Here is a 16,261-nt window from a genome sequence, read left to right on the forward strand (position 1 = left end):
GCCGCGGGCAGCCGGTAGTGTTTCATCGTGGCCCACGGGCCGCGTGAGGGCGTATAGCTCAGACGGTTAGAGCGCTACACTGATAATGTAGAGGTCCCAGGTTCAATTCCTGGTACGCCCACCGAATCCCTCACTCGAGGAGGTCCGCTCATGCGGAAGATCCTGGCGGCGCTGGCCGCCGGTGCCGCGGCCCTCGCCGTGGCCAAGAGGTACCGGGGTTCCCAGGAGACCAAGTCCACGTGGCAGGCGTCCACGGATCGGGTCGACTGAACCACCCGGGGACGTGGCGCAATTGGTAGCGCATCTGCTTTGCAAGCAGAGGGTTAGGGGTTCGAGTCCCCTCGTCTCCACCACGGACATCGGAACGAAGCCGCGGCTCCCGCATCGGGACCGCGGCTTCGCCGCATCCGCCCCGTGTCCCCGCCCGCGCGGCATCTCCGGTCCCCTCCGCGCAGCACCCGTGATCGCCTCTGTGACGCCGACCATGTGACTCGCTGCGGTGTCCAGCTTCGCGCGGCGAAGTTCATCTGAAGTTCACCCTGGCGGGCCTCGCGTCCGGTCCGCGCGGCGGCATAATCGATCCGTGACCCCTGAACTCATCATCCTCGCGATCGTGATCATCACGGCGCTGGTCTTCGACTTCACCAACGGCTTCCACGACACGGGCAACGCGATGGCCACCTCCATCGCCACCGGGGCGCTCAAGCCCAAGGTCGCCGTCGCCCTGTCCGCGGTGCTCAACCTCGTGGGCGCCTTCCTGTCCGTGGAGGTCGCCAAGACCGTCGGCAAGGAGGTCGTGAACCTCAAGATGGCCGAAGGGGACGGGCTGATCCTCATCGTGTTCACCGGCCTGGTCGGCGGCATCGTGTGGAACCTGCTCACCTGGCTGCTGGGGCTGCCCTCCAGCTCCTCCCACGCCCTGTTCGGCGGGCTGATCGGCGCGACCATCGCCGGTCTCGGGGTCTCCGGGGTGCTGTGGTCCGGCATCGTCGCCAAGGTCATCATCCCGGCCCTGGCCGCACCCGTCATCGCCTGCCTCATCTCCACCGTGGGCACCTCCCTCATCTACGGCTTCACCCGCCGGGTCGGGGAGCAGCAGAAGGAGCGCGGCTTCCGCTGGGGCCAGGTGGGCACCGCCTCCCTGGTCTCCCTGGCCCACGGCACCAACGACGCCCAGAAGACCATGGGCGTGATCTTCCTGGCCCTGGTGGCCTCCTCCGCGATCGATCCCTCCGCCGACATCCCGTTCTGGGTCAAGCTCTCCTGCGCCGGGGCCATCGCCCTGGGCACCTACCTGGGCGGCTGGCGGATCATCCGCACCCTGGGCAAGGGCCTGGTGGAGATCGACTCCCCGCAGGGCATGGCCGCCGAGGGCGCCTCGGCCGCGATCATCCTGACCTCCTCCCACTTCGGGATGGCCCTGTCCACCACCCACGTGGCCACCGGATCCATCCTCGGCACCGGCCTGGGCCGCAAGGGCGCGGACGTGCGCTGGGGCGTGGCCGGGCGGATGGCGGTGGCCTGGGTCATCACGCTGCCCGCGGCCGCCGCGGTCGGCGCGGTGTGCTGGCTGATCGCCCACGGCGTGTCCCTGGTCAGCAACCAGCTGGTCGGCACCGGCGTCGTCTTCCTGATCATGGCCGCCCTGGCCGGGTACATGTGGCGCCACTCCCGGAAGAACCCGGTGGACTCCGGCAACGTCAACGCCGATTGGGAGACCGAGGCCGCCCTGTCCGTGGAGAACGGCCCGGATCGCCCCATGGTCTCGGCCGCCGCCGGGGAGATCCTCGACCAGGACCACCTCACCCCCGTGGGCGCCACCGCGTCCCGCCGCCAGCAGAAGCACGGAGCCTGACCCATGGAGATGCTCTCCCTCATCGCCAACCTCCTCCCCGTGACCATCGCCGGACTCGTGCTCGGCGCGGGGATGCCAGCCCTATTCGCCCTCGCGATGCGGATCTCCGCTGGGAGCACCGAGACCCGGCCGGACGGGACCGTGGTGCAGACCGCGCCCGCCAGCCCCGTGCTGCGGGCGGTCTCCGCGGCGATCTTCGTCCTGATCGCGGCGATCATCCTCCTCGGCATCCTGTGGATCGCCAAGGACTTCATCTACCACACCACCGGGTTCGACCTGCTGGGCGCCGCCAAGAAGTGACGCGGCCCGCGGGATCAGGAGACGCTCCCGCCGTCGACATCGGAACCCGCCGCCACACGCGGGAGGACGGGGGACACCAGTGCCCAACTTCGTGAGCTCGCTGATCCAGTGGCTGCGTGCCGGCTACCCGCACGGGATGCCCTCCCAGGACTACATCCCGCTCATGGCGGTGCTGCGCCGCCGCCTCGGCGAGGAGGAGATCCAGGACGTCACCCGCCAGCTGGCCGCGGCCGGTCTGGTGCCCGCCGACTCCGTGGACATCGGCGTGGAGATCACCAAGGTCACCGACGAGATGCCCTCTCCCACCGACGTGCGCCGCGTGGAGGACAATCTGCGCTCCCTCGGCCGGGCGGAGGACCCGGAAGACCCGCAGGACGACGATGACGAGGGCCCGAGCCTGGGTGCCGCGGGCGAGGGCCGGCCCGGCTCCCCGGATGACGACGACCGGGAGGACGACGACGGCGCCTGAGCCCCGTCGAGCGCCCCCGCACGACGCAGCGGAGGGACACCCCGCCCGGGCGCGCCGGCCACGGCAGCGCGTCGCCGCCGGGGACCCGGCACCATGAGAGACGCCGCCGCCCCCTCATCGTGAGATGAGGGGGCGGCGGCGTTCTCGCGCGGCCGGGCAGGCCGTGGGATCAGGTCAGGAGGCTCAGGCCTCCTTGCCCTCCACGTTCTCGCGGCTCTTGGCGCCGGACTTCTGCGAGTCCTTGACCTCGGCGGGCTTGGCGGTGTCCGCCTTCTTGGGGTCCGGGGTGGCCGCCTTGTTCAGGGGCGCGCCCGGGCCGGGGTGGCTGGTGTCCTTGGCATCCACGTGCTCGGAGACCTCCTGGTTGGAGGGCGCCTTCGCGGAGGCCGGCTTGGTCACCTGCTGATCCTTCAGCGTGGACTTCCCGGCGGACCCGGCCTGGGAATCCGCGGCGGTCTCCTCGGCGGGCTTGGCCGGGGCGGCCGGGCGGGAGGACTGGTCCTTGGCCGGCTGGGCGGCGTCGGCCGGGGTCTTCCACGGATCCTCCACGGGGCGGGAGGCGCGCCAGGCGGCCACGGCCGCGGCGGTGCCGGCGGCCAGCAGCCCGAAGACCAGCCAGCCCTTGTGGGACTTGCGCTGGGCCTTCTTCTGCTCCTTGGCGAAGCTCTTCGCGGACTTCACGGCCTGCTTCTGGTACTTCTTCACGGCCTTCTTGTCCCCGGTGAGCTTCTGGGCCAGGGCCTCCACGCGGTCATCGCCGGCGTCCACGGAGTCCAGCTTCTGGGCCAGGGCCGCGGCGGCCGCACCGGCCTGCGCCCGGCCCTTGGCGACGGCGTTCTCCACGGCGGGGGAGGCCTTGTCCAGGCCCTCCTGCACGCGCGGAGTCACCTCCTTCTGCACCCAGTGGTTGGCCTTGTCGGCCTGGTCCTGCAGCTTGGCGCCGAGGCCCTGGGCGAGATCCTGGGCTTTCTCTGCCTGGTCCTGGAAGCGGGAGCTGACGACCTTCTGGGCCTTCTTCGCCTTCTTGGCCGCCTGCTTCTGGGCTTCCTTGGCCTTCTTCTCAGCCTTCTTCTGGTGGCACGCCACGAGTCATCCCTCCTTGCGGACGCGGTGCGGCCGGGGCCTCTCCCCGGACGTGTCGCGCGTATCCGCCGGGGTAACACCGGCGGGACGGCACCGCGTCACTTGTCGTCCGTCACCAGCTTATGGGCTGGGACGCCGCGGTGTCGCGCGGAGGCGGCACCGGCCCGTCGTCGTTTTCACTCAAGGCGGAAAGATCTTGGGCGGCCTCGCGCGCGCGTGGGAGGATGACGAGCATGACTGCTAACCCCACCGCGCAAGCGACCATCCACACCAACCACGGGGACATCGTGGTGGATCTGTTCGGGAACCACGCGCCGAAGACCGTCAAGAACTTCATCGGCCTCTCGGACGGCTCGCAGGAGTGGACCGATCCCAAGACCGGGGAGAAGAAGAACACCCCGCTGTACGACGGCGTGATCTTCCATCGCATCATCCGGGACTTCATGATCCAGGGCGGGGACCCGCTGGGCCAGGGCATCGGCGGCCCCGGGTACCAGTTCGACGACGAGATCAGCCCCGAGCTGGACTTCAACGAGCCGTACATGCTGGCCATGGCCAACGCCGGCACCCGCGGCGGCAAGGGCACCAACGGCTCCCAGTTCTTCATCACCACCGTGCCCACCACCTGGCTGCAGGGCAAGCACACCATCTTCGGGCAGGTCGCGGACGAGGACTCCAAGAAGGTCGTCGACGAGATAGAGGGCGTGGCCACCGGCATGATGGACCGGCCGGTGGAGGACGTCGTCATCGAATCCATCGACATCAAGCAGCTGTAGCACCAGCCGCACCCGCACGACGCCGCCCGGGCGCCGCGCGCCGTCTCCCGCTTTCCGGGAGCCGCGCCGCGTGAGCCCCGGGCCCGGCGCCGCCCACGCTTCCAGGCCCATCCGCGCTCGCGGGTGGGCCTGAGCCGTATCCGCACGCTCCCCCCGCTTCCCGGCGGGGACCCATCGACCCACGAGGAGACCCCATGGACCAGGACCCGCCCCGGTACGGGCAGCGCATCGAGGATCAGCCCGGCGAGGTGCCCGTCTGCCCCCGCCACCCCGACCGGCCCGCCTACGTGCGCTGCTCCCGCTGCGGGCGCCCCGTCTGCTCCTCCTGTCAGGTGCAGGCGCCGGTGGGCGTGCAGTGCGTGGACTGCGTGCACCAGGCGCAGCAGGCCGCCGGGGGCGCTCGGCGCGGGGGCGGGGCCGGGCTGTTCCCGCGGGCCGGGGTGCTGCCGGTGACGTGGGGGATCATCGGTGTCTGCGTGGTGGTGTTCCTGCTGCAGGTGGTCACGGGGGATCGGATCACCGCGCAGCTGGCGTACCATCCCGCGCTGACCGCGGTGCAGCCGTGGCGGATGCTCACCAGCGCCTTCGTGCACGGCTCCCTCACCCACCTGCTGCTGAACATGTACAGCCTCTACATCGTGGGCCAGGCGCTGGAGCCGCGCCTCGGGTCCTGGCGCTACGCCGTCGTGTTCGCGCTGTCCGTGCTGGGCGGATCCGCCGCGGTGTACCTGCTCTCCCCGGGAACATGGGTGGTGGGCGCCTCCGGCGGGATCTTCGGGCTGTTCGGCGCCTTCTTCGCCTGGACCCGCTTCCGCGGCGGGGAGACCGGGGGACTGGTGGTGCTGATCGCGGTGAACCTGGTCTTCGGGTTCGTGGTCCCGGGGATCTCCTGGCAGGCCCACGTGGGCGGTCTGATCGTGGGGGCGCTGACGGCCCTGCTGTTCGACGTCGCCTCCCCGCGGCTGCGGGCCCGACGGCGTCGGCTGCGCTAGCCGCTCCGGGGCGGCGGGTCCGGCCCTGAGATTCTTGTGATTACACGAATCCTGAGGGTGGGGAGGGTTCTCCACAGGGTCTGTCCACAGCTGTTAATAACTACACGGGTGTCACTCCACCGTCGCAGGCACCCCTGTGGATGGCCGAGATCCGCGGAAGATCGGGCCGGATGACCGCCTGCCGGCCGGAAACCCACAGACTTGTCCACTCCTGTGGATAACTTTTCTGCACGGGTGGGGAGAGTGGTGGACGGCCCGAGCCGGGATTCTTGTGATTCCCGCCGGCAGGCCCCGGACCCGCGTCGGGTCTTCGCCGCGCGGTGGGCGACAGCCCCCGATCCCCGGAGACGACGAAAGGCCCGCGACCGGAGCCACCCGGGGGTGGCCTCGATCGCGGGCCTTCTCGGCGGGAGCCGTCACGGTCCCGGCGTCTGCAGACGCGGGTGCCGCGGCGGCGCTCCCGAACGCGGGGAGTCAGCTCACTTCTTGAACTTCTCGCCGATGTTGCGGGCGGCGTCCTTGACCTTCTCCGCGCCGTCCTTGACGGCGGCGGAGAGCTGGTCGGCCTTGCCCTCGTTCTTCAGATCGTCGTTGCCCACGGCCTCGCCGACCTTCTCCTTGGCGGTGCCGGCGAAGTCCTGGCCCTTGTTCTCGGCCTTGTCCTCGATACCCATGGTGGCTCCTTTCGTGAGGCGATGGCCCCCCTCGGTATGCGGTGCGGACCACCTGTTGATTCCTCACCCTAGGCCACCGCGGGTGTGCTGTGAACCTCAGCGCTGCCGCGCGGGCCCGTGTTCACGACCGGCAGACACGAGCCCGCGCGAACCCGGCGTCGGGCCGGTGCTCGGCGGTCCCGGTGTTCAGCGGTGCTGACGTCGAACCGGTGCTCAGCGGTCCCGGTGGGCCGGCCGTCCCGGGGCCAGCGGCAGGAACACCGGGGCGGCGAAGTCCCGCGCGGCGAAGGCCTGCGCGACGGCCTGGGCCGTGGACTCCACCCGGTCGGCCTCCACCAGGGCCAGCACGGCCCCGCCGAAGCCGCCGCCCACGATCCGAGCCCCCAGGGCGCCGTGCTCCAGGCAGGTGGCCACCGCGACGTCCAGCTCCCGGCGGGAGGCCTGCAGGTCATCGCGCATCGAGGCGTGGGAGGTGGTGAACAGCTGCCCGAACTCCTCCCACACGGCCCGCACCTGTTCGGGGTGCTGCCGCGGATCGGCCGGGAAGCGGCGGGTGAACAGGGCGCGGGCCCGCTCCACCAGCGCCATGTCCGTGAACACGTGGCGGATCCACCCGGTGAGCACCACCGGCTCCACCTGCTCCGACAGCCCCGGCACCTCCCGCAGCCGCGCCAGGGCGTCGTCCACGGCGCGCTCGCGGGCCCGCCGAGCCTCCTGCGCGTTCAGCTCGGGGAAGCCCAGCTCCTCCGGCAGCAGGTCCCGCAGATGCTCGACGCCGGCGGCGCGGGCCGCCGTCTCGCAGGCCTGCCGGCGCGCCGAGTACTGACCATCGGCCAGATCGTGCGGGGCGTTGGTGTCGATGACCAGGAAGGCCAGGCCCGCCGCGGCGGCATCCACCGGCACCGGCTGGAGGGAGAAGTCCCGGAAGTCGATGGCCACGGCCTGACCGGGCAGCGAGCGCAGGGCCGCCGTCTGGTCCAGCCCGCCGGTGCGGGCCCCGGCCACCCGGTTCTCCGCGGTGATGCAGACCTGGGCCAGGCGGGCGCGCAGGGCGTCGTCGTCCGGGGAGCACCCGCCCACCGGCAGGCCCGGCAGGCCGGCGGGGGCGCGCAGCGGGCAGGACAGCTCCAGCAGGGTCAGCGCGGTGGCCGCCAGCAGGGCCGCGGAGGAGGACAGGCCCCCACCCACGGGCACCGTCGAGTCGATGAGCAGGTCCGCCCCGAAATCCGGGGGCAGGGCCAGATCCGCCCCGCCCTCTTGGTTCAGGGCCCAGGCGACGCCGCCGACGTAGCTGAACCACCCGGAGACCGTGCCCGGAGCGATGTCCGCGACCCGGGATTCCGGGGCGCCGGGCAGCTGCAGGGACTCGGCGTGCAGCACGCCGTCGGTGCGCAGCCGGGCGGCGATCAGCGTGCGGTACGGCAGCGGGGTGGGCAGGGCGCTGCCGCCGTTGAAGTCCACGTACTCGCCCAGCAGGTTCAGCCGCCCCGGGGCGGACCACACGCCGTCCGGGTCCTGGCCGTAGCGCTCCCGGAAGGCCCGGGTCACCGTGCGCACGTGCTGCTCGTGGTCCGGCAGCTGCGCCCACCGGGCGAGGACGTGCTGGGGGGACTGGGGCATCGAAGCGGACTCATTTCTGGATCGTGGGGGCGAGGAGATGCGGCGTCGGGACGCCGCGGTCCCCGACGATTCTAGGTGCTCGGCGGCATGGGGCCGCCGGGTGGGTGCGGCAGCAGCCCGCGCACGACGGCGCGCACCCCGAATTCCTCGGCCGCCCGGTCCGCCCGGGCCGCGGGGGAGGACTCATCGGGGCCGGCGTCGAGCATCAGGGCGCGATCCTGGGCCTGCTGGGCCAGCCCCAGCACGCTCGCCAGCAGCAGGTGCGCACCCCACTGCGCGCGGCGCGGGGTCAGGCCCGCGGCCAGCAGGAGACGGCGGACGCGCTCGCGCTGGGGTACGGAGTCGGGATGCAGGGCCAGGGCCACGGAGACCACCTCGGGGGCGTCGGTGACCTCGGTCAGGGCCGCGAGCACGCTCAAGGCGGTGGCGGTGAGCTCCTCGGCGATCTCCCGGAGGTCCTGCGGGATCTCCTCGGGCCGGGTCGTGTCGGCCAGCAGCCGGGTGGCCAGCAGGCTCAGCAGCTCCTGCTTGCTGCGCACGTGGTAGTAGAGGGCCCCGGGGGCCACGCCCAGCTCGGTCGCGAGCCGACGCATGGACAGGTCCCCCAGGCCGTAGGAGCGCAGCAGATCTCGGGCGGTCTCGAGGATGCGCTCACGGGTCAGGGCCACCCGTGCAGTCTATCCGGGCCGCCGGGGCGACTCGGCCGATCCCGCGAGGATGGCTCGGTCGGCCCTGCGGGAATGGCGGCCGGGACGCGAGTCGGGCAGGGCCGACCTCGGTCAGCCCTGCCCTCGCTCAGTCCCGTCGGATCAGCCTCGGATCAGGAGAGGGCGTCGATGATCGCGGCGGAGAAGGCCTCGAGGTCGCCGGGGTTGCGGCTGGTGATGAGGTTGCCGTCCACGACCACCTGGGAGTCCTCCCACTGCGCCCCGGCGTTCTTCAGATCCGCGGCGATGGACTCGAAGGAGGTCAGCCGGTGGCCGCGGGCGACGTCGGCCTGGGCCAGCAGCCACGGGGCGTGGCAGATCGCGGCCACGGGCTTATCCGCATCCAGGAAGGCGGTGAGGAAGTCCGTGGCGCCGTCCTGGATGCGCAGGGTATCCGCGTTGATGGTGCCGCCGGGCAGTACGAGGGCGTCGTAGTCCTCGGCCTTCGCCTCGGCCAGCGGCTGGTCCACGGGGAAGGTGTCCGCGTGGTCCCAGTCCCCCTTCATCGCGGTGAGGGTGCCTTCGGCGGGGGAGACGATGACGGTCTGCGCCCCCGCCTCATCCAGGGCCTTGCGGGGCTCGGTCAGCTCCACCTGCTCGACGCCGTCGGTGAGCAGGAAGGCGATCTTCTTTCCGGTGAGGTCAGCCATGACGTCCTCTCGTAGTCGGTGAGGTGCGGCGCTCGCCGGCTCCCGGACTCGCTGGGCCCGCGGGCGGGGCGGCGCCGCCTGTTCCGCTTCCAAACTAGGCCCTGACCAGGGGCTCGGGGAACGGGCGTCCGCTCTGCGCTGAGGACGCCGCCCTCCGGCGTCGAGACCGTACATCGCTGCCGAGACCGTACGAAGGTGCCGAAGCCGTACCCGACGGGTGCGGTCTCGGCACCTATGTACGGTTTCGGCGAGACAGTGCGGTCTCGGCGTCGAGGGGATTCCGGCGCCCCGGGGCATGGACCCACCCCGACCGACTTCCCTAGGCTGAGCGGATGGAGTACACCTCAGACCCGAACCGAGGGAAGAGAACCCGCTCCGCGACGTCCCCGGCGGCGGGCACCCGGCCGATCACGCGGCGTCGGGCCCTGGGAATGGGCTCGGCCGCCGTGCTCGGTCTCGCCCTGAGCGCCTGCGGGGCGTCCACGGCAGAGCGGCAGGCCGCCGAGAGCACCGTGTCCGATGCCGCCCAGGCCCCGCGGGATGAGGCCTCGGACGCCGTGACCGCCGTGCTGGACGAGGTCAGCGGGAAGTACGACGGCGCGCGGCTGAGCCTCGCCGCCTACGACGTCGCCGCCGGCCGCACCTACGCCTACCACCCGGATACGTGGAGCTACGAGGCCAGCGTCGTGAAGATCCCCATCGCCCTGTCCGTGCTGCGCCAAGCCAAGGAGGCGGGTGGCCGGCTGGGGGAGCACCAGAAGGACCTGATGACCCAGTCCGTCGTCTACTCAGACAACGCCGCGACCCAGCAGCTGTTCCTCGGGCTCGGTGACACCCAGCGCAGCATCACCGGGGACCTGCCCGGCTCCGCCGCAGACACCTCCGGCATCGTCGACTACCGGGACCCGCAGGCCGCGGAGGTTCTGAACACCACCTACGAGAAGCTGGGCGTGCGGCGCACCCGCTCGCAGGGCTCCTGGGGAGATGACCGCACGTGGGCGCAGGACCAGGTGCAGATCATGCGCGGCATCGCCGAGGGCGTGGACTGGGTGGAGGCCGATGACCTGGACTACCTGCGCTCGCTGATGACCCCGGATAACTCCTCCCAGAACTGGGGCGGGGGCGTGATGTCCGGGAAGGAGGTGGCTGGGCGGAAGGTCACGGACGTCTCGGTGAAGAACGGATGGCTGCCGGAGGACACCGGGGCCTGGCACATCACCTCCTCCGCCGTGGTGACCGTGGGGGAGGACGCCTACGCCGTCGCGGTCGTCTCCCAGGGGTTCGCGGACCAGCAGACGGGTCAGCAGGCGGCCTCCGACGCCGTGCAGGCCTACTTCAGCGCCAAGGCCGCCTGACGCACCAGGACAGGATCAGGACACACAGAGCCCCAGGGCAAGGATGAACGAGGAGTGGGAGATGCTGAACAGAATCAGGGAGATTATTCACTCCTGGAGGGTCAGGAAAATCGATGACGATGAGCTGATCATGGCTCCCGTATGGGATGAGTACCCGTTCACCGGTATCTCCTGGGTTGAGGAGCGCGAGGATGCTGAGTGGTTCATCGCCCTTCCTGATGACCTGAAGAGGGATCTGCGCACCTGGGCGAGTCTGTGGTTCGAACTGCACGGGATGATGAATTCAACAGCTCTGATGGTGAGCTGGCGATGGCGCTCTGGTTCCGGGGGCTCGCCGAGAGGGTCAGCAAGGAGATTCATCCCCCGATCCATCTCACCGTCGCCTACAACTGGACCGACATCGACTTCTCCCGGTACCCGTAGGCGGCATCACCCCGACGCCGCCACGCGCCTCAGCGCTGCAGGAAGGCGAGGACCGCGCGCACGCGGCGGTTGCCGGTATCCGGGTCCAGCCCCAGCTTGTCGAAGATGTTGCCGATGTGCTTGGCCACCGTCGCCGAGGAGACGAACAGCTGCGCCTCGATCTCCTGGTTGGACTTCCCCTCCGCCATCAGCTGCAGGATCTCCCGCTCCCGCGGGGTCAGCCGCTCCAGAGCACCCGAACGCTGATCCTGCCGTGCCGAACCCATCAGGTGCTGGACCACGTCCGGGTCGATCACACTCCCGCCGCCGGTCACCGTCTCCAGGGCACGAGAGAAATCCTCGATCCGCCCCACCCGGTCCTTCAGCAGATACCCCAACCCGGCGGAGTCCGCGGAGAACAGCTCCCGGGCGTAGGCCGCCGCGATGTACTGGGACAGCACCAGCACCGGCAGCCCCGGGTAGCGCTGACGCAGCTGCTGGGCGGCCTGCAGCCCGTCCGAGGCGTTGCCCGGGGGCATCCGCACGTCCGTGATCACCACGTCCAGGCCCTCCCGGCCCTGCTCCTCGGCCACCGCCGCCAGCAGCCCCGGGGCGTCGCCCACCTGCCGGATCACCTCGTGGCCCATGCGGGTCAGCACCATCACCAAGCCCTCGCGCAGCAGGGTCGAGTCTTCGGCGAGGACGATGCGCACGGTACGGGGCCTTTCCCACGGGGACGACGGCGAGCGCGGGCCGACCGCCGGAACCGGTCAGATCCGGGTGACCCGCGGGGCGCCCCACGGCAGGCTGTGCCCGGGACGCTCCGCAACCAAGGGTAGCCACAGCCGCAGCACCGTGGGCCCGCCCACCGGAGAGTCCACGGTGACCGAGCCGCCGAGGGCTTGGGCGCGCTCGTCCAGTCCGCTGATCCCGGAGCCGCGGGCGGCGTCCGCCCCGCCCTGCCCGTCGTCGTGCACCTGCACCGTCAGCGCCCCCTGCGCGGTGTGCGCGGTGATGCGCAGCCGGGTGGCCGCGGAGTGCTTCAGCGCGTTGGTCATGGCCTCGCTGACCGCGTAGTAGGCGGTGCGCTCGACGTCGGGCGGCAGCTTCGCGCACGCCGCCCACGTCAGCTCCGTGGGCAGCAGCGCGTTGTTGGCCAGCTCCTCCAGGGCCGCCCGCAGCCCGTGATCCTCCAGCACGGCCGGGTAGATCCCGCGGACCGTGTTGCGCAGGGTCTGCAGGGCGTGGGTGGTCTGCTCCTGTGCCTGGGCCAGCTGCCGCTGCGCCGGCCCGGTCCGGGCGCCCTCGGCGCTCAGGGTCCCCAGCTCCATCTGCACCATACCCAGGCGCAGGCTGAGGTTGACCAGCTCCTGCTGCACGCCGTCGTGCAGGTCCCGTTCGATCCGGCGCCGCTCCGCCTCGAAGGACTCCATGATGGCGGCGCGGGAGAAGGTCAGCCGGTCCACCTGCCGCTGGATCTCCTCCGGGCGCGGGGCCAGCAGCGCCTTGGTCAGGGAGGCCCACGCGGCGGCCACCAGACCGTTGAGGTACCCGAAGATCAGCAGCGCCACCAGCCCGGCGGCGGCGAAGCGCCACCAGTCCTCCGGGGTGTAGGAGGCGGAGCTGCCCGTCAGCTCCCCGTCCACGATGCGCAGCCGCCACGGGGCGCCGGTCATGTCCTCCAGGGGCGCCCGGTAGATCCCCAGGTACCCGGCGCAGAAGGCGCACACCCCCAGCACGAAGGCCTCCGCGCCCAGCAGGAGGGTGAACAGCACGGCGGCGACGGCGTCGATGACGCTGGCCAGCACCTCCCGCCACGTGGCCGGCTCCCGGTACCGCACGGAGAACCACCGCTTCACGGGCCGCACCGGCAGCGGCACGTGCGCGTTGGACACCCCGCGGAAGCCGAGCATGCGCAGCAGCCACCGCTGCACGTGCCCGTACCAGACGGCGCCGGCCGGGGCGAGGGCCAGCAGCAGCAGGGGACTGACCAGGATGAGCAGGCCGAAGATGGCGGTTACCACCGGGGGCACCGCCGTCTCCCCGCCCAGCACCAGGATGGGCACGAACACCACGATCCCGGTGCACAGGAGCAGCGTTACCGGCGGGGTGATCAGGGCGAGCAGCGCCGCCCACGGGGCGGCGGAGAAGAGGTACGCGGGCCGGGCCAGGCACCGCCACAGGCTGGTTCTCATCGTGGTCCATTCTCCCCGCGGTGCAGGGGGTCGGTGGTCGGCATCGGGATCACGGGGCGAGCAGGACGACGAGCGTGGCCCCGGCGAGCGGGGCGGTCAGGGCCGCGTGCAGGATCCACGGGGCCCACAGGCTGGCGTGCCAGCGGTAGGACAGCGCACAGGCGAGTCCGCCCACCGCGGCCGGGAGCATCAGCACCGGCACCGGATGCAGCAGAGCCGTGGCCGCAGCACTCAGGGCGACAGCCCCCGGCGCCCCCGTGCGCGGGAGCAGCCAGTCCAGGAGGCCGCGGCGCAGCAGCAGCTCCTGCAGCAGCGGAACCGCCACCACCGTCAGCACCACCCCGAGGACGAACACCCCGCAGGGCATCTCCCGGTACGCCGGGCCCGCGGGATCCCGGGCGGGCACGCCTTCCGTCAGCAGCACCGACGCGGAGACGGCCAGCACGAGACCCTGCGCCAGCAGGGCCAGCGGGACCTCCCACCACAGGTGGTGCAGCGAGCGCTGCGGGGCCACCAGACCCAGCCGCGCCGCGAGACCGCCCGTGGTGCGCCCGCCGGCCGCGGCGTCGTCGTGGGGGAGGGTACCCAGGACGTGCTCGGTCATGGCGGGTCCCCCTCGTCAGCGCACCGGGGCGGGGGAGCGCTCGAGGCCCGTGGTGCGCCCGGCGATGAACCAGGCCAGCGGCCCCAGCACCGGGAAGGCGAAGACCGCGAGGATCCACAGGGCCTTGCCGCCCGCCGCGTAGCGCGGGGAGGCGACGATGGAGACCAGGGTCGCGAACAGCAGGGCCAGCAGACCCAGGGAGACCGCCGCGATCACTCCCAGGGTCCCCCAGGTCAGGGCGGACTCCTGGAGGGTCACGGCGGCCAGGGTGGCGGAGAAGATGTCGGTGATCATGGCATCCAGTCTTCTCGCGCCGCCCCGGCCGCACAGTGGGGGAGGGTGTGAACCGGGGTAGAGCTGGGTCTACTTCCCGGCCCGGGCCCCGCCCGACGAGGACGACGGCGCCTGGTCCCCCAGCAGCTGATCGAACGGGGTCAGCTTCAGCGCGGAGAGTCCCGAGGCCGGGCGGAAGCCCTCACCCTGGCCCGCGTTCAGCTCCGAGTCCACCGCCCGGGCCGCCCGCGCGTCCGGGATCGGGCCGTCCGCCGCCGAACTCGCAGATCCTGCGCCGTCGGGCCGGTGCGCGCCGCCCTCGTGCGCGGTTCCCTCGTGCTCGGCGGGCACGGCGTCCTCATCCGGGACCGACGCCGGGATCGGCACGTCCTCGGCATCGTCCCGGCTGCCCAGCGCGGTCCCGGCGCGCCAGGCCACCCGCTGGGCCAGCTCCGCCCCGGCCCGATCGATGCGCTGCTGCAGGGCGGCGTCGGCACCGAAGTCCTCCGTGGCCGCGAAGACACCGGTGGGCACCAGGTCCGCGCGCAGATAGGAGAACAGGGGGCGCAGGGCCGTGTCGATCATCAGCGAATGCCGGGCCGAGCCGCCGGTGGCCGCCAGCAGCACCGGGGTCCCGGCGATGTCCCCGTCCTCGGTGAGGTCCCAGAAGGACTTGAACAGCCCCGTGTACCCCGCCTTGAAGGTCGGCGTCACCGCGATCACCGCGTCCGCCGCGCGCACCGCGTCCAGCGCCTGAGCCAGCTTCCCCGAGGGGAAGCCCATGGTCAGGTGATCCGCGATCCCGTGGGCCAGGCCCCGCAGGCCGATCTGCTCGATGCGCACCGCCAGCCCGGAGGCCTCCAGGGCGGCCCGGGAGGCCTCGGCCAGCCGCTCGCCCAGCAGGCTCGTGGAGGAGGGCTCCCCCATCCCGGCGGAGACCACCACCAGGCGGATCCTCTCCGATGCTCTCGTCATCACCGTCAACTCCTCGCTGCCGTCTGCTCGTGCGGACTCTACCGCTGCGTCGTGTCCTGCCGGGCGCCGGCGGCGTCGACGTCGCCCCCGGCCTGCTCGGCCTGCCGCTCCTGCTGGGCGGCGCGCTCCCGGCCCGCCGGGGAATCCGGGCGACCCCCGGGCACCGGGTCCATGCCGTCCTCGTGGCGGCGCACCAGCCACTCGTGGGTCGGGGCCTCGGGGACGTGGGCCGGGCGCCCGGCGTCGAACTCCCTGCGCAGGGTCGGCAGGATCTCACCCAGCTGGTCCAGCTGCTCCAGCACCGTCTTCTGCGGCAGGCCCGCGTGGTCGATGAGGAACAGCTGCCGCTGGTAGTCCCCCGCGTACTCGCGGAAGCTCAGCGTCTTCTCGATGACCTCCTGCGGGGAGCCCACGGTCAGCGGGGTCTGATCCATGAAGTCCTCCATGGAGGGCCCGTGGCCGTAGACCGGGGCGTTGTCGAAGTACGGGCGGAACTCCCGGCGGGCGTCCTGCGAGTTGGGCCGCATGAACACGTGCCCGCCCAGGCCCACGAAGGCCTGATCCGCCGCGCCGTGGCCGTAGTGCTCGTAGCGCTGCCGGTACAGCTCGATCATCTGCTGGGTGAACTCCTTGTTCCAGAAGATGTTGTTGTGCAGGAAGCCGTCGCCGTAGTACGCCGCCTGCTCCGCGATCTCCGGGGAGCGGATCGACCCGTGCCACACGAACGGCGCGACGCCGTCCAGCGGCTGCGGGGTGAGCGTGAAGGACTGCAGCGGGGTGCGGAACTTGCCCTGCCAGTTCACGGTCTGCTCGTGCCACAGCCGGTACAGCAGGTTGTAGTTCTCCACCGCCAGCGGGATGCCCTGCCGGATGTCCTTGCCGAACCACGGGTACACCGGGCCGGTGTTGCCGCGGCCCATGATCAGGTCCACCCGGCCCTCCGCCAGGTGCTGCAGGTAGCTGTAGTCCTCCGCCAGGCGCACCGGGTCATTGGTGGTGATCAGGGTGGTGGAGGTGGACAGGATGATCTTCTCGGTCTGCGCGGCGATGTTGGCCAGCAGCACCGGCGGGTTGGCCGGGGCCACGAACGGCGGGTTGTGGTGCTCGCCGGTCGCGAAGACGTCCATGCCGATCTCCTCGGCCTTCTTCGCGATCTCCACGGTGCTGCGGATGCGCTCGTGCTCGGTGGGGGTGGTGCCGGTGGTGGGGTCCTGGGTGACGTCCCCGATGGTCATGATCCCGAACTGCATGGTCTCGGCTCCTTCGCCTCGTGCTCCGCCTCCCGGCGGTGCTGCTTCGTGGTCTGACCGGTCCAACCTCGGGTGTGTGGG

The 16,261-nt window shown here is 71.7% G+C and carries 18 protein-coding genes and 2 tRNA genes; 9 read left to right on the top strand and 11 right to left on the bottom strand.

Annotated elements, in window-relative coordinates:
- Positions 1-47 precede the first annotated feature (47 nt).
- The 6 genes from I6G21_RS03985 to I6G21_RS04005 all read left to right on the top strand — a co-directional run bounded on the left by I6G21_RS03985 (position 48) and on the right by I6G21_RS04005 (position 2,624).
- Positions 48-121 (top strand) — tRNA-Ile (locus tag I6G21_RS03985).
- 29 nt (positions 122-150) lie between these two features.
- A complete protein-coding gene (locus I6G21_RS10640) occupies positions 151-270 on the top strand; it encodes a DLW-39 family protein (protein ID WP_208854710.1) in 120 nt (39 codons plus the stop codon).
- Between the two features lie 7 nt (positions 271-277).
- A tRNA-Ala gene (locus tag I6G21_RS03990) sits at positions 278-353 on the top strand.
- Between the two features lie 230 nt (positions 354-583).
- A complete protein-coding gene (locus tag I6G21_RS03995) occupies positions 584-1,855 on the top strand; it encodes an inorganic phosphate transporter (protein WP_081046266.1) in 1,272 nt (423 codons plus the stop codon).
- Positions 1,856-1,858: 3 nt separating this feature from the next.
- Positions 1,859-2,155, top strand: a complete 297-nt coding sequence (locus I6G21_RS04000) for a hypothetical protein (RefSeq protein WP_100463477.1) — start codon at positions 1,859-1,861, stop codon at positions 2,153-2,155.
- Between the two features lie 79 nt (positions 2,156-2,234).
- A complete protein-coding gene (locus I6G21_RS04005; RefSeq protein WP_081046267.1) occupies positions 2,235-2,624 on the top strand; it encodes a DUF3349 domain-containing protein in 390 nt (129 codons plus the stop codon).
- 183 nt (positions 2,625-2,807) lie between these two features.
- On the opposite strand, the gene I6G21_RS04010 is transcribed toward I6G21_RS04005, so the two are convergent.
- On the bottom strand, positions 2,808-3,710 hold the full coding sequence (locus tag I6G21_RS04010; protein ID WP_165870007.1) for a hypothetical protein: 903 nt from the start codon (positions 3,708-3,710) through the stop codon (positions 2,808-2,810).
- 230 nt (positions 3,711-3,940) lie between these two features.
- On the opposite strand from I6G21_RS04010, the gene I6G21_RS04015 reads away from it, so the two are divergent.
- Positions 3,941-4,483 (top strand): peptidylprolyl isomerase, encoded by a 543-nt coding sequence (locus I6G21_RS04015; protein WP_058731391.1) that lies wholly within the window; start codon positions 3,941-3,943, stop codon positions 4,481-4,483.
- Positions 4,484-4,677: 194 nt separating this feature from the next.
- Positions 4,678-5,475 (top strand): rhomboid family intramembrane serine protease, encoded by a 798-nt coding sequence (locus I6G21_RS04020; protein ID WP_058731392.1) that lies wholly within the window; start codon positions 4,678-4,680, stop codon positions 5,473-5,475.
- A 479-nt stretch (positions 5,476-5,954) separates the two neighbouring features.
- Here the strand turns inward: I6G21_RS04020 and I6G21_RS04025 are convergent, their stop codons facing one another.
- From I6G21_RS04025 to I6G21_RS04040, 4 genes are all read right to left on the bottom strand, one after another.
- Complete coding sequence (locus I6G21_RS04025; RefSeq protein WP_058731393.1) at positions 5,955-6,149, bottom strand: CsbD family protein; 195 nt, start codon at positions 6,147-6,149, stop codon at positions 5,955-5,957.
- A 213-nt stretch (positions 6,150-6,362) separates the two neighbouring features.
- Positions 6,363-7,769: a galactokinase gene (locus tag I6G21_RS04030; protein ID WP_129358037.1), complete on the bottom strand. Its 1,407-nt coding sequence runs from the start codon at positions 7,767-7,769 to the stop codon at positions 6,363-6,365.
- Between the two features lie 71 nt (positions 7,770-7,840).
- Positions 7,841-8,437 (bottom strand): TetR/AcrR family transcriptional regulator, encoded by a 597-nt coding sequence (locus I6G21_RS10785; RefSeq protein WP_058731395.1) that lies wholly within the window; start codon positions 8,435-8,437, stop codon positions 7,841-7,843.
- Positions 8,438-8,589: 152 nt separating this feature from the next.
- Complete coding sequence (locus I6G21_RS04040; RefSeq protein ID WP_058731396.1) at positions 8,590-9,126, bottom strand: type 1 glutamine amidotransferase domain-containing protein; 537 nt, start codon at positions 9,124-9,126, stop codon at positions 8,590-8,592.
- 332 nt (positions 9,127-9,458) lie between these two features.
- Between I6G21_RS04040 and I6G21_RS04045 the strand changes: the two genes are divergently transcribed.
- A complete protein-coding gene (locus I6G21_RS04045) occupies positions 9,459-10,481 on the top strand; it encodes a serine hydrolase (protein WP_058731397.1) in 1,023 nt (340 codons plus the stop codon).
- Between the two features lie 452 nt (positions 10,482-10,933).
- Here I6G21_RS04045 and I6G21_RS04050 read toward each other — a convergent pair whose 3' ends face one another.
- From I6G21_RS04050 to I6G21_RS04075, 6 genes are all read right to left on the bottom strand, one after another.
- On the bottom strand, positions 10,934-11,596 hold the full coding sequence (locus I6G21_RS04050; protein WP_129358038.1) for a LuxR C-terminal-related transcriptional regulator: 663 nt from the start codon (positions 11,594-11,596) through the stop codon (positions 10,934-10,936).
- A gap of 57 nt (positions 11,597-11,653) precedes the next feature.
- On the bottom strand, positions 11,654-13,078 hold the full coding sequence (locus I6G21_RS04055; RefSeq protein ID WP_058731398.1) for a sensor histidine kinase: 1,425 nt from the start codon (positions 13,076-13,078) through the stop codon (positions 11,654-11,656).
- Between the two features lie 49 nt (positions 13,079-13,127).
- On the bottom strand, positions 13,128-13,682 hold the full coding sequence (locus tag I6G21_RS04060; protein WP_129358039.1) for a CPBP family intramembrane glutamic endopeptidase: 555 nt from the start codon (positions 13,680-13,682) through the stop codon (positions 13,128-13,130).
- A gap of 15 nt (positions 13,683-13,697) precedes the next feature.
- A complete protein-coding gene (locus I6G21_RS04065) occupies positions 13,698-13,976 on the bottom strand; it encodes a PLD nuclease N-terminal domain-containing protein (RefSeq protein WP_129358040.1) in 279 nt (92 codons plus the stop codon).
- 69 nt (positions 13,977-14,045) lie between these two features.
- Complete coding sequence (locus I6G21_RS04070; RefSeq protein WP_129358041.1) at positions 14,046-14,930, bottom strand: CE1759 family FMN reductase; 885 nt, start codon at positions 14,928-14,930, stop codon at positions 14,046-14,048.
- Positions 14,931-14,968: 38 nt separating this feature from the next.
- Positions 14,969-16,180, bottom strand: a complete 1,212-nt coding sequence (locus tag I6G21_RS04075; RefSeq protein ID WP_129358042.1) for an LLM class flavin-dependent oxidoreductase — start codon at positions 16,178-16,180, stop codon at positions 14,969-14,971.
- Positions 16,181-16,261 lie beyond the last annotated feature (81 nt).

Source organism: Rothia kristinae (assembly GCF_016028855.1).
GTDB classification, from domain to species: Bacteria; Actinomycetota; Actinomycetes; order Actinomycetales; family Micrococcaceae; genus Rothia; species Rothia kristinae.

What these genes read in the sequence shown, in the direction of transcription:
- I6G21_RS04040 (WP_058731396.1), bottom strand. Translation starts at nt 9,126, where the DNA reads ATGGCTGACCTCACCGGAAAGAAGATCGCCTTCCTGCTCACCGACGGC.
- I6G21_RS04070 (WP_129358041.1), bottom strand. Translation starts at nt 14,930, where the DNA reads ATGACGAGAGCATCGGAGAGGATCCGCCTGGTGGTGGTCTCCGCCGGG.
- I6G21_RS04015 (WP_058731391.1), top strand. Translation starts at nt 3,941, where the DNA reads ATGACTGCTAACCCCACCGCGCAAGCGACCATCCACACCAACCACGGG.
- I6G21_RS04025 (WP_058731393.1), bottom strand. Translation starts at nt 6,149, where the DNA reads ATGGGTATCGAGGACAAGGCCGAGAACAAGGGCCAGGACTTCGCCGGC.
- I6G21_RS04065 (WP_129358040.1), bottom strand. Translation starts at nt 13,976, where the DNA reads ATGATCACCGACATCTTCTCCGCCACCCTGGCCGCCGTGACCCTCCAG.
- I6G21_RS10640 (WP_208854710.1), top strand. Translation starts at nt 151, where the DNA reads ATGCGGAAGATCCTGGCGGCGCTGGCCGCCGGTGCCGCGGCCCTCGCC.
- I6G21_RS04000 (WP_100463477.1), top strand. Translation starts at nt 1,859, where the DNA reads ATGGAGATGCTCTCCCTCATCGCCAACCTCCTCCCCGTGACCATCGCC.
- I6G21_RS04020 (WP_058731392.1), top strand. Translation starts at nt 4,678, where the DNA reads ATGGACCAGGACCCGCCCCGGTACGGGCAGCGCATCGAGGATCAGCCC.
- I6G21_RS04045 (WP_058731397.1), top strand. Translation starts at nt 9,459, where the DNA reads ATGGAGTACACCTCAGACCCGAACCGAGGGAAGAGAACCCGCTCCGCG.
- I6G21_RS04030 (WP_129358037.1), bottom strand. Translation starts at nt 7,769, where the DNA reads ATGCCCCAGTCCCCCCAGCACGTCCTCGCCCGGTGGGCGCAGCTGCCG.
- I6G21_RS04055 (WP_058731398.1), bottom strand. Translation starts at nt 13,078, where the DNA reads ATGAGAACCAGCCTGTGGCGGTGCCTGGCCCGGCCCGCGTACCTCTTC.
- I6G21_RS04075 (WP_129358042.1), bottom strand. Translation starts at nt 16,180, where the DNA reads ATGCAGTTCGGGATCATGACCATCGGGGACGTCACCCAGGACCCCACC.
- I6G21_RS04060 (WP_129358039.1), bottom strand. Translation starts at nt 13,682, where the DNA reads ATGACCGAGCACGTCCTGGGTACCCTCCCCCACGACGACGCCGCGGCC.